At 39.3% G+C, this 12,866-nt stretch carries 9 protein-coding genes; all 9 read left to right on the forward strand.

Going from position 1 to position 12,866, the window contains the following annotated elements:
* Window positions 1–305: 305 nt before the first annotated feature.
* The 9 genes from ppsA (at window position 306) to EO125_RS03945 (ending at window position 12,756) form a co-directional block, all read left to right on the forward strand.
* Window positions 306–2,678, forward strand: a complete 2,373-nt coding sequence (gene ppsA, locus EO125_RS03905; protein ID WP_127147752.1) for a phosphoenolpyruvate synthase — start codon at window positions 306–308, stop codon at window positions 2,676–2,678.
* A 51-nt stretch (window positions 2,679–2,729) separates the two neighbouring features.
* Window positions 2,730–3,359, forward strand: coding sequence for a CBS domain-containing protein (locus EO125_RS03910; RefSeq protein ID WP_127147753.1), 630 nt, complete (start codon window positions 2,730–2,732; stop codon window positions 3,357–3,359).
* Window positions 3,360–3,367: 8 nt separating this feature from the next.
* Entirely contained in the window at window positions 3,368–4,186 is an 819-nt protein-coding gene (locus tag EO125_RS03915) for a pyruvate, water dikinase regulatory protein (protein WP_127147754.1), read from the forward strand.
* A 15-nt stretch (window positions 4,187–4,201) separates the two neighbouring features.
* Complete coding sequence (locus tag EO125_RS03920; protein WP_127147755.1) at window positions 4,202–5,188, forward strand: deoxyguanosinetriphosphate triphosphohydrolase; 987 nt, start codon at window positions 4,202–4,204, stop codon at window positions 5,186–5,188.
* Window positions 5,189–5,351: 163 nt separating this feature from the next.
* On the forward strand, window positions 5,352–6,668 hold the full coding sequence (locus EO125_RS03925) for an ATP-binding protein (RefSeq protein WP_127147756.1): 1,317 nt from the start codon (window positions 5,352–5,354) through the stop codon (window positions 6,666–6,668).
* 100 nt (window positions 6,669–6,768) lie between these two features.
* The gene (locus EO125_RS03930; protein WP_127147757.1) at window positions 6,769–7,356 is read left to right on the forward strand and encodes a TetR/AcrR family transcriptional regulator; all 588 of its coding nucleotides are present in this window, start codon (window positions 6,769–6,771) and stop codon (window positions 7,354–7,356) included.
* Window positions 7,337–8,503: an efflux RND transporter periplasmic adaptor subunit gene (locus EO125_RS03935; RefSeq protein ID WP_127147758.1), complete on the forward strand. Its 1,167-nt coding sequence runs from the start codon at window positions 7,337–7,339 to the stop codon at window positions 8,501–8,503. The genes EO125_RS03930 and EO125_RS03935 overlap by 20 nt, the downstream gene beginning before the upstream one ends.
* A gap of 9 nt (window positions 8,504–8,512) precedes the next feature.
* On the forward strand, window positions 8,513–11,677 hold the full coding sequence (locus EO125_RS03940) for an efflux RND transporter permease subunit (protein ID WP_127147759.1): 3,165 nt from the start codon (window positions 8,513–8,515) through the stop codon (window positions 11,675–11,677).
* A 515-nt stretch (window positions 11,678–12,192) separates the two neighbouring features.
* The gene (locus EO125_RS03945; RefSeq protein WP_164726430.1) at window positions 12,193–12,756 is read left to right on the forward strand and encodes an Rpn family recombination-promoting nuclease/putative transposase; all 564 of its coding nucleotides are present in this window, start codon (window positions 12,193–12,195) and stop codon (window positions 12,754–12,756) included.
* The last annotated feature ends 110 nt before the right edge of the window (window positions 12,757–12,866 follow it).

Consider the following 12,866-nt stretch of genomic DNA (forward strand, 5'->3'; position numbering starts at 1 on the left):
ATTTACTGGTAGTGCATTTAATAAATTTGTGTTAGTATTAGTCATAAGAACTGAACCTTCTTTCTGTGATTTTTATTTGACACTTAAATCTTAAAGAAGTTCAGTTCTTTTTTCAATACTAACTAAACACGTTTACACAAAATATTTTACACTGTCTATGGAGTTTTCTATTAATAAATTAGGGTATATGACGGTTATGTTACTAAATCACCTTTCCTTATATTCTTAATAATGCTTGACTATTTATTATATGTGTTGTACTATATAATTAAATTATGAGTACTATTTCTGATGGAGGGATAATCATGAGTCGTGATACTGCATATGTTCTTTGGTTTGATGAATTGCATCGTGAGGATGTGGATATTGTTGGTGGTAAGTCTTCTTCTTTAGGAGAAATGACTTCTTCTACGAATGTTCCTGTTCCTTATGGCTATGCTACGACAGCCCATGGCTATCGTTATTTCATGGAAGAAACTGGTTTAGTGGAACGCATTAAAGCTAAATTGGAAGAATTACATGATGTAGAGAACTCTGCGTTGTTACGTAAGGTCACTGCAGAAGTACGTCAAATGATTATGGATGAGGAAATGCCAGCTCCATTAGCTAAGGCGATTCGTAACGGTTATGAAGAATTAGCTCGTAAAGTAGGGGAAGTGAACCCATTTGTGGCGGTTCGTTCTAGTGCCACTGCGGAGGATTTGCCAGATGCTAGTTTTGCAGGTCAACAAGATACATACTTAAATGTTCGTGGTGCTGATATGATCATTGCGAAAGTAAAAGAATGCTATGCATCTACTTTCACAGACCGTGCTACCTACTATCGTGTAAAACAAGGTTTCGACCATATGACGGTAGCCTTATCCGCAGCCATACAAATGATGGTATACTCCAAAGCGGCAGGGGTTATGTTCTCTGTGAATATCATGAATGGAGATGACAAATCCATTATTATCGAAGGCTCTTGGGGCCTTGGTGAATATGTCGTACAAGGCACTGTGACACCAGATAATTTCACTGTAGATAAAGCTACCTTGCAAATTACAGATCGTATGATTAATGATAAAAATCTTGCGTTAGTACGTAAACCAGAAGGGGATTGCGTTGAAATTCAAATCCCTGAAGACCAAGCCCGTCAACAAGTTATCACAGACGAACAAGTTATCGAACTAGCAACGTATGCGAAAGCGATTGAAAAGCATTATGGATGCTACATGGATATGGAATGGGGCATTGACGAGCGCGATGGAAAAGTATGGATTTTACAAGCTCGCCCAGAAACTGTATTCTCTCAAAAGAAAGAAAAAGAAGAAGCTGTAGTAGAAGCGACTACCACAGAACGTAAGATTGTTGTAAAAGGTCTTCCTGCGAGCCCAGGTAAAGCAGCAGGTCGTGCCCATGTCATCGAAAATCCAGAAGATATCGATGATTTTAAAGAAGGTGAAATCCTTATTACTACTATGACGGCTCCTGACTGGGTACCAGCGATGAAAAAAGCGAAAGCCATTGTCACCGATGCTGGTGGTATGACGTGTCATGCATCTATCGTAAGCCGTGAGTTGGGGATTCCATGTATTGTAGGTACAAAATCTCGCAGTGAAGAAGCTACTAAAACGATTACGGACGGTCAAATGATTACTGTAGATGCTACCAATGGTATTGTCTATGATGGAATTTTAGAAGAAGCTACTAAAAAAGCAGAACCTGTAGCAGAAGCTCGCTATGTTGAGCCAACTCCAGTTACAGGCACAAAAATCTACATGAACTTAGGCGATCCAGACTTGGCTGAAAAATATGGTGTATTACCTTGTGATGGTATCGGTTTAATGCGTGAAGAGTTCATTTGGACTACTTTCATACATGAACATCCTATGCATTTAATCGAAACAGGACGTCGTGATTTTGCTATCGATACCTTAGCAGAAGGTATGCGTAAAGTATGTGCAGCCTTAGCGCCTCGTCAAGTTGTATTGCGCTTGAGCGACTTCAAATCTAGTGAATACCGTGATTTGAATGGTGGTGACAAGTACGAGCCAGAAGAATCTAGCGCTTTATTAGGATTCCGTGGCGCTTCTCGCTACTATGATGAACGCTATGCACCTGCATTCTTGTTAGAATTAGAAGCCATCAAGAAAGTACGCGATGAATTTGGTTTCAAAAACTTGCAAGTTATGATTCCATTCTGTCGTACTGTGAAGGAAGCAGCCGAAGTGACTCGCATCATGGCGGAACATGGTTTACAACGCAATGCAGACTTTAAAGTATGGTTGATGGCTGAAATCCCTGCGAATATTATTTTGGCAGATCAATTCAATCAATATGTGGATGGTTACTCTATCGGTTCCAACGATTTGACTATGCTTGTATTGGGTTGTGATCGCGATAATGAAACAGTACAACATATTTATGATGAAAGAAACTTGGCTGTAAAACGTGCTATTAAACATTTAATTGAAACAGCACACAAAGATGGCAAAACTGTATCTATCTGTGGACAAGCACCAAGTGTATATCCAGAGTTCTGTGAGTTCTTAGTAAAACATGGTATTGACTCTATTTCTGTAAATCCAGATGCTGTGGTGTCTACGAAAAAAATGGTGGCACAATTAGAACAACGCATTATGTTAGATGCTTTGACAGGCAAAGGTCGTCAAAATACAGAAGCTTTAGATTGGTAATAGATAAGGAGGCTTTGGAAGGAGCCTCCTTTTTCATAGAAAGGTAACAATATGAATCTTTCAAAACGACAAGAATCGATTGTACAAATTGTACAACAAGAAGGGCCTATCACTGGTAAAGCTATCGCCACAAAATTGGACTTAACGAGGTCTGCGCTGCGATCAGATTTGACAGTACTGACGATGATGGGTATTTTAGATGCACGGCCAAAAGTAGGGTATTACTATGTTGGTAAAGTGGCAAATAATCCCTTAGCGGCTGAGATTAATAGTTTCACAGTGGCACAAGTTATGTCCAGTGTGGTAGCGGTGAGTTCCACAGCATCTGTGTATGACACAATTGTCACCATGTTTACAGAGGATGTGGGAACCATTCTAATCTGCGATGATGGCATATTAAAAGGTGTAGTATCTCGTAAAGATTTATTACGAGCCTCCTTGGGTGGATCTGATTTAAACTCCATGCCTATTTCTATGATTATGACACCTACTAGTAAAGTCGTAGTGGCATATCCCGATATGCCTGTTGTGGAAGCAGTAGAACGGATGATTGATTTTGAAATAGATTGCGTCCCTGTGGTAGATAAGGTATTATTAGAGAGAAGTAAGGAATATCGAGTGGTAGGACGTATTTCTAAAACAACAGTGACCCGTTTATTTTGGGACTGTGGAAAACGATAGGAGTAATTATGGCTAAAATTATTTATGCAATTTCTGACTCCCTTGGGGAAACAGCTGAGTCAGTGGCACGTGCAACGGCTAGTCAATATGATAAAGAAACGATTGATATTGTTCGTGTGCCCTATATTAATGGTGAATTACAAATCAATGAAGTGGTGAAAGAGGCTGCCGCTGGTGGACATGTCATCTGTCATACTATCGTCTCACCAACATTACGGTCTTATTTAGATACAGCTTGCAAAGCACAGGGTGTGCAAGCTGTAGACATTATGGGGCCTGTTATGAATGCAGTAGGGACTATGACAGAGACAGAGCCACGATTGGCACCGGGTATGATTCATAAGCTAGACCAAGAATATTTCAAAAAGGTAGAGGCTATTGAATTTGCCGTGAAATACGACGATGGTAAAAATCCAAAAGGCTTTGAAAAAGCGGATATTGTTATCATTGGTATTTCTCGTACCAGTAAAACACCATTGTCTATGTTCTTAGCCTACAAAAAAATTAAAGCGGCGAACTTGCCATTAGTTCCGGAAGTGCCTTTGCCAGAAGAATTATTCCAAATTCCAGGGCGCAAGATTGTGGGATTAATTATTGATCCTTTCAAATTGAACAATATTCGTGAAGAACGTCTTCGTACTATGGGATTACATGCAGACGCTAACTATGCGAATGTAAGCCGTATTGAAGAAGAGTTAAATTATGCAAAAACTGTGATGAGACGGTTACATTGCCCAGTACTTGATGTAACGAATAAATCTATCGAGGAAACAGCTGGTATGGTGATGCAAATCATTCAAAAAAATCGTGTCATGGATACACGCTAAGCTAGGAGATGTCATATGAGTATTCGTGAAATGCTAGAAGAACGAGAATATACTATGTTAAGTCCTTATGCGGCTAAGAGTAGAGAATCTGTAAGAGATCGTAAGGAAGAACCCGATGCGTATCGGACGGATTTTCAACGAGATCGAGATCGTATTTTACATAGCAAATGTTTTCGTCGATTAAAACATAAAACTCAAGTCTATATTGCTCCGGGGGACCATTATCGAACTCGCATGACACATACCTTAGAAGTGGGACAGATTGGACGTACCATCGCTCGTGCCTTGCGATTGAATGAAGATTTGACCGAGGCCATCGCTATGGGTCATGATGTGGGACATACACCTTTTGGGCATGTCGGAGAATATGCCCTTCGTGATATGGTAGGGCACTTCAATCATAATGAGCAAAGCTTGCGCTTGGTGGAAAGTATCGAAAAGAACGGTCAAGGGTTAAATTTAACCACTGCGGTTCGTGATGGTATTTTAGGGCATACAGGTTCTCATATGCCTGTCACCTTAGAAGGTCAGATTATACGGACTGCTGATCGTATTGCCTATTTATGTCACGACTTTGATGACGCATTGCGTGCCCATATGCTACGGGTTGATGATTTGCCAAGAGAAGTGGTACAAGTCTTTGGAGATACCCATTCTAAAATGATTACTGCCATGGTCACAGACATGGTGACATCCTCTATGGATCAACCAGTTATATCTATGTCCGACCGTGGCGTGGAAACTATGAATATTTTCCGCCGCTTTATGTTTGAACGTGTCTATCGGGCACCGTCGTTAATTCCGGATCGGAATAAAGGTGACTATGTGGTAAAACACTTATTTATGTACTATAAAGAACACCCTGAGGCGATTCGCCATGAAATCCATCATGACAATCCTATCACAGACCAAGATATTGTGGACTATGTGGCGGGACTGACGGACAACTATGCGATAAAACTATTTACTGAGTATTATATTCCTAAAGTATGGGATAACTAATCTGCTTTAAAAGAAATGCTACGCTAAGGCGTGGCATTTTTTGTTTACAAATTTAGGGCATGTATACCCTAAATTCTTAAAAAATAAAAGTTTGGGGTATCAATGACAAAAACTTTATAAAATTAGAAGTTTGGGGTATAATAAATAAAAAGGAGGATGACTTATGAACTGTAAAAAACCATTAAAAGTACGTCAAAATTATTTAGATCAGCTGATTACTTTTAAAGATACAGAACCCGTTAAAGTTATCACTGGAATCAGACGTTGTGGAAAATCTAGTTTACTGCTTTTAATGCAAGAATATTTAATAAGCCGAGGAATCCCAGAAGAGCAAATTATAGCCATTAATTTTGAATCTTTGACATTTCAAGAAATGACCTATAAGGATTTATACAATTATGTAAAAGATAAAATTACCACAGACCATACATACTATTTATTTTTTGATGAACTTCAAAAGATTGATCAGTGGGAATTAGCTATTAATTCGTTTCGAGTTGATTTTAATTGTGATATATATATTACGGGGTCTAATTCGTATTTGTTATCATCGGAATATTCAACCTATTTATCTGGAAGATATATTGAAATTAAAATGTACCCCTTATCGTTTGCTGAATTTATAGACTTTCACGGATATGAAGTTACAGAATATAAAACGCCCATGGGACATAATAAGAAACGAGCTGTCAATGAGCAACAGGATATTGTAGAACTAAGTGATTTATTCGATGCGTATATGCGGTATGGTGGCATGCCAGGGATAGCAGATGTAGGATTAGAACAGGATAAAGCTTTCATACTATTAGATGGCGTGTATTCTACTGTAGTGGTGCGTGATATTTTAGAGCGTGAAAGAAATCGAAAAGGACGGCAAGTCACCGATGCAGAATTACTTAGAAAAATAATTTTATTTTTAGCCGATAATATTGGAAATACTACATCATTTAACTCTATTAGCAACACTCTTGTATCTGAACAGATGATAGTGAATCGTGAAAAACAAGGAAAGCCAGCCAATCAAACGATTGCTGCCTATATAGGCGCGTTAAAAGAAACTTATTTATTCTATGATGTCAAACGATTTGATATAAAAGGAAAAGAATATTTGCGTACCTTGGGTAAGTACTACATTGTCGATATGGGATTACGTAATTATTTACTAGGAATACGTGATAGGGATCGAGGGCATGCTTTAGAAAATGTAGTATATCTTGAGCTATTGCGAAGAGGATACGATGTAGCTATTGGTAAAGTAGATACATTAGAAGTGGATTTTATTGCAACAACAGCAACGGAAAAACTTTATATTCAAGTGACGGAAACGATGAAGGATGAAACAGTAAGACAAAGGGAGCTAAAACCATTACAAAAAATTCCTAATAACTATAAAAAAATAGTTCTTTCTATGGATTTGGCATTAGATGATGATTATGATGGTATACATGTAGTAAGCATAGTAGATTGGCTACTTTCATAGTTTGACATTTGTTCCTATTTTAAGTAAACTAAAGATTGGTACTGAAATACATTAGTTGAGTTTTGTAACTCTTTACTTATAGTGTGAAAGGAGGGCTATATTGGTTACCGTTAAAGAGAAAATTTTAGCAGCGGCGGCGATAATGATTGAGGAACGAGGCATATCATTTCGTATGGATGATGTAGCAAAAGCACTGACCATTAGTAAGCGCACGTTGTATGAACAATTTCATTCTAAACATGAAATTGTGGAAACCATTTTAGTCCATGGGGCAGAAGATTTTTACAGACAGCATGAAAATATTGTAAAGAATAAAAGTCTAAGTTTAGAGGAAGTTCTATATCGATATTTTAAAGTACGATCTAATTTATATGAGGCTTTTAATGGAGAATCTTTTAAGGAAATCTTCTTAGCTATACCCCAGTTACAACAAACTATGAACACTTTGTTCAAGAAGGATTGGGACTTACTTAAAGACTATTTATTACACCAACAGGAGCAAGGAACTATTGCTCGCTATGTGGATGTTGATATTATCATTATGATGTTGCAAGGAGTTGTACGGCGCATTGTGTTTGAAAGCTCCAATCATCATGAGGATATATATAAATATATGCCAAAGGTTACTTCAGTCATATTACAAGGTATTACAAATAAGGGTGAAACGAATGAAAAAACAAGCGTATAATGGTTTAGTGGCAGCTAGCTTGGCAGCCCTTGTACTCGTATCTGGTTGTGGTGGACAGGCTCCAGGCCAAGGTCCTACGGAGGTAAACTCCTATAAAATTACAGCTACTGATACAAATGTCCAAGAATCTTTCAATGGTACTGTATTAGCACAAAATTCCATTGTGATTCGCGCGAATGTATCTGGTCGAGTGGTAGAAAAATATGTAAAAGGGGGAGACACAGTAAAGGCCGGTCAAGCTTTGTATCGACTCGATGGACGTCAATATGAAGTGAATCTAGCTAGTGCACAAGCCAATGCAGCACGCTCTAGCGCTGCTTACCAAAACTCTCAAGTAGATTTACAACGCTATCAAACATTGGCAAATGAAGATGCCATTGCCCGCCAAACATTAGATACACAAGCTAGTGTGGCAGCTCAAAACCGTGCAGCTGTAGAGGCTATGGAAGCGCAGATTCGATTGGCTGAAAATAATTTACAAGATACAGTAGTATATGCGCCATTTGATGGTACATTAGAAATGGATGATGTAGATTTAGGCACATTTGTGACAGCAGGTCAAACAGCTCTTGTGACATTGAACTCCACAGATCCTGTATATGTACAATTTAGCATGAGTGAAGCAGAATACTTAGACTATAAAAAGGCACATCGTTCCGTTGATGGGGAAGTAGAATTGAAATTGTCCAATGGTGAAATCTATGGTACTTACGATGATAATCATCAGATTGTCAACACCATTAAAGGTCGCATCGTAGAGGCGGCTAAAAACGTAGATAGTGGTACGGGACAACTTATTTTGAAAGCGGCATTCCCGAATCCAAATCATATGTTGTTGCCAAATATGTATGCATCCGTTATTACTAGTGGTGAAACTATTCAAGGCGCTATCTTAGTGCCATCTCGTGCTTTATTACAAGTATTGGATAAAACATTTGTCATGGTCATCCGCGATGGTAAAGTAGAACAAGTACCAGTCACAACAAGTGGTACCAGTGGTAAATACACCATCATTCGTCCTTCCAAAGATGGTAAAGGTTTAACTGTAGGCGATGAAATCGTTGTAGATGGCTTAACAAAAGCGAAGAATGGAGCAGAAGTAAAAGCTACTTTATTGACTAAGGAAGATATTGAGAAAGGTAATTAGGGTGATATTGTGTCAAAATTCTTTATTAATCGCCCTATCTTTGCCATTGTAATCTCTATTATTATTACATTGCTAGGGTTGATTTCCTTATCAAAACTGCCGATCGACAGATATCCACAAATTTCCCCACCGCAAGTACAGGTACGTACTGCCTATATGGGGGCCAATGCTGAGGTAGTAAGCGAAACGGTAGCAGCAGTCATCGAAAAACAAATCGTTGGCGTACAAAATATGGATTATATGAAATCCACCAGCACAGGAGATGGTTCCTATAATTTAACAGTTCAGTTTGAACAAGGAACTGACGCTGATATGGATACGGTAAACGTACAAAACCGTGTAGCCCGTGCCTTGGCATCCGTGCCATCGGAAGTACAAACAGTGGGCGTGACCACTACGAAATCTTCTGGAGATATGGCTATGGTATTCTCCTTGGTATCACCAAATGGAAGTTATGATAGAACATTCTTGAAAAACTATGCCACTAACTATATGATGGATGCTATCCAATCTGTGAATGGTGTTGGTACGGTGCAGGAGTTCGGTGCTGACTATGCTATGCGTATTTGGCTAGATCCTACAAAAATGTCTAAGTATGGCGTTACCATAACGGATGTAAGTAATGCCATCCGCAGTCAAAATAAGCAGGCTGCAGCAGGTGCATTAGGTTCGGATCCAATTGACAAAGATCAAGCTTTCAACACATCTGTAAAAGTACAAGGTCGTTTGGCTGAAATTTCAGAATTTGAAAATATTGTTATAAAAAAAGATAAAAAGAATAATTTATTACATCTGAAAGATGTAGCTCGTGTTGAATTAGGCGCTCAAAATTATTCGGTGGAAGCTACGAGCTTTTCTAAGGAAACTGGTAACGATAAACCAGTAGCGGTGTTTGCTGTATCCTTAACTAATGATGCCAATGCATTAACGACGATTGATGCAGTGAAGAAGGTAATCGCTGAGCAAGAGCAATCTTTCCCGCCAGATATGAAAGCAAACATTATTGTAGATAATACGAAATTTGTGAATGCATCCATGAAAGAGGTTGTCAAAACATTTGCAGAAGCCTTGATTCTCGTAGCAATTATCGTGTACTTGTTCTTACAAACATGGCAATCCACAGTCATACCTATGATTGCTGTACCAGTATCACTCATTGGTACTTTTGCAGCCTTCCAAGTAATGGGCTTTACTGTTAATACACTGACCTTACTAGCCATGGTGTTAGCCATCGGTCTTGTCGTGGATGATGCCATCGTCGTAATCGAAGCCGTAGAATATGAAATGCGCTACAATGGGTTAAAACCAAAGGCGGCTACCGTAGCAGCCATGGAAAAAGTGCAAGGTCCTGTTATTGGTATTGCCTTCGTATTGATTTCTGTATTTGTTCCAGTTGCCTTTATGGGCGGTTTAACGGGGGTATTGTATAAACAATTCGCTTTAACAGTAGCTGTTTCTGTTATTATCTCTGCCTTTGTGGCATTGACATTGACACCGGCATTGTGTGGCATTATGTTGAAACCACATGTGCCGAAAGCAACGACTAATATTGTGGGTCGTTTCTTGGAGTGGTTTAATGGATTCTTAGATCGAAGAATCGATCAATATGGTATTCAACTAGCTCGTTGGTCCAATCGTCTATGGGCAACGTGGTTAGCTCTTGCTATTTTTGTGGGTGCTGCATTAGGTATGATGCGTATGGTGCCGAGTGGATTCGTGCCAGCCGAAGATAGTGGTTACTTTATGGTTGCTGTTTCATTACCGCCAGGGGCAACGTCAAGCCGTACAAAAGATGTGTTGACTGATTTAGGTCACTTCTTGAATGAAGATAAAGATTCTGAAGGGACTATAACAGTACCTGGCTTTGATGTTTTAGCTGGAGCAGCACAAACGAGTGGTGGTGTTATCTTTACATCTTTAACAGATTGGGGTGAAAGAACACAACCAGATCAACAGCTTGGCTTAAAGATTAGAAATACTTTCATCCATGGTTCTAAAGATCCACGAGGAACCATTATTCCGTTGAACCCACCATCCATTCCAGGCCTTGGTAATACAGGTGGTTTCTCCATGTATCTTATCAATAAAGCGGGTCATAGTACAGAACAAATGAATGCGGTAGTGCAACAGTTCTTAGAAGAAGCTCAAAAACGTCCTGAGTTCCGCAGTATTTACACGACTTTCAATACATCTACACCGTCCTATAATTTTGATGTCAATCGTGATAGAGCAGCTCGTGATGGCGTAGCCGTAACAGATATTTATACAGCCTTACAAGGCTATTATGGTGGTATGCAGTTAAATGACTTTACTAAGTTCGGTAAAAACTATAAAGTGATGTTACAAGCGGACAATCAGTTCCGTACAGACCCAAGTATGAATCATCTGTTGACAGTACGTAATGCAGCAGGTCAAATGGTGCCAGTTGATACGTATATTACACCGCAGAAAACGACATCTGCCTTTGTGGTAACACGGTATAACAACTTCCCAGCCGTGAGCATCGGTGGTAGTGCAAACCAAGGTGTCAGCTCTGGTGATGCTATCAAAGCATTAGAAGAAGTGGCGAAAAACACATTGCCACAAGGATATACCTATGATTGGGGTGGACAAACACGTGAGGAAATCAAAGCAGGCTCTCAAGTGTTGATTATCTTCGGATTTGGTATCGTCTTTGTATTCCTTGTATTGGCTGCCTTGTACGAATCTTGGAAAGTACCATTTGCCGTATTATTATCTGTTCCAACAGGTATCTTTGGTGCTGTTCTTGGTCCATGGTTATTCAATATGATCGGTGCCATGATGAAATCTACACATTTCTTTGCTTTGGATATTTACTTCCAAATCGGCTTGCTTACATTGGTGGGCTTGGCAGCGAAGAATGCAATCTTGATTATTGAATATGCTAAGATTCGTGTCGATGAAAGAGGTATGAACTATGTGGATGCCGCTATTGAAGCAGCGAAGATTCGGTTACGTCCTATCTTGATGACGTCCTTAGCATTCATCATTGGATGTTTGCCATTGATGTTGGCAAGTGGTGCCGGTGCTGGTGCCCGTGCATCCTTGGGTGTGACCGTAGTATTTGGTATGATTACAGCGACATTCTTTGGGGTGGCGATCATTCCTATGCTGTTCATTATTATGGAAAAAATGGGATTTAAGCGTCACTAATTAGGCTATGCAGCCTGTGGCGGTTTTAACTGAATAGGATAAAGGGAAGACCGTAACACACCCCTTCACAAACTATACAGTGGTTATGTTTGCTCAGGGGTATGTTACGGTCTTCTGCGTTTGTGTTATTTAGTCAGTAGGGGGCGCCACGAAGGCTGCTACGCCTAACTGCGTTCCTTGGGGGGAGTTAGAGCACGACATATTCCGACCCGAACTGATACAGTGGTTAGGTTTGCTCCGGAACATGTCGTGCTCTTCTTGTATATGCGTTATTTAGTCAGTAAGGGGCACCACAAAGGCTGCTACGCCTAACTGCGTTCCTCAGGTGGGGTGATATGGGAGAGTTGTATGTTATAACAAAATTTGAATTATTGTTGCTAATATTACACTGGTAGGAAGTTTTAAAGGGATTATGTTTTTTTCGAAGAATTATATGGATAGGTGGTGAGTGATGTACTACCGTATTGCATTGTGTATGTGTTATAATTTAATTAACTAAGTAACGGGGGATGTCTATGCAATTCAAGTCCTTTGATGAGTTGAGTATTCAGGATAATTTTATCTTTGAAAAGGTAATGCGTGAGAAATCAATTTGTAAGGAATTGTTAGAACGGTTATTGGAGATTTCTATTCGGGATATTGCGTACATTGAAACGGAAAAAACGATGGAGTCAGGTCTTGATGATAAGGGGATTCGTTTGGATGTGTATGTCAATGATGATAAAGGAACCGTATATAATATTGAAATGCAAACGTACAAGAATATGCTAGAGATGGTGAAACGTTCAAGGTTTTATCATAGTGCCATTGATAACTATTCTATGGAAAAAGGTGCTGATTATATGACGTTGAATGATTGTTATGTTATCTTTATCTGTACGTTCCCTATTTTTTCTGGAAAGCGTCATAAGTATACGTATACAAAAAAATGTACAGAAGAAGTAGGCAGAGAGCTAGGAGATGGTTTAACCACAATATTTTTAAGTACTAAAGGGCAAATAAACGATGTTTCATTGTTATTGCAGAATGTGTTAGACTATATAGATGGACAACCACCAGCAGATGCTTTAGTACACTAAATGGATGAGATTGTACATGTTGTGAAGCAAAGTAAAGAATGGAGGGGTGAGTATATGAAATTAGAAATGGATCGGAAGATGTATTGGCGTGAAGGGAAAGAAGAAGGAAA

It is taken from the genome of Veillonella sp. VA139, from assembly GCF_003992005.1.
Taxonomy (GTDB): domain Bacteria; phylum Bacillota; class Negativicutes; order Veillonellales; family Veillonellaceae; genus F0422.

Bases quoted from the DNA above. Each gene is read 5' to 3' on its own strand.
- ppsA (WP_127147752.1), top strand. From the start codon at position 306: ATGAGTCGTGATACTGCATATGTTCTTTGGTTTGATGAATTGCATCGT.
- EO125_RS03910 (WP_127147753.1), top strand. From the start codon at position 2,730: ATGAATCTTTCAAAACGACAAGAATCGATTGTACAAATTGTACAACAA.
- EO125_RS03915 (WP_127147754.1), top strand. From the start codon at position 3,368: ATGGCTAAAATTATTTATGCAATTTCTGACTCCCTTGGGGAAACAGCT.
- EO125_RS03920 (WP_127147755.1), top strand. From the start codon at position 4,202: ATGAGTATTCGTGAAATGCTAGAAGAACGAGAATATACTATGTTAAGT.
- EO125_RS03925 (WP_127147756.1), top strand. From the start codon at position 5,352: ATGAACTGTAAAAAACCATTAAAAGTACGTCAAAATTATTTAGATCAG.
- EO125_RS03935 (WP_127147758.1), top strand. From the start codon at position 7,337: ATGAAAAAACAAGCGTATAATGGTTTAGTGGCAGCTAGCTTGGCAGCC.
- EO125_RS03945 (WP_164726430.1), top strand. From the start codon at position 12,193: ATGCAATTCAAGTCCTTTGATGAGTTGAGTATTCAGGATAATTTTATC.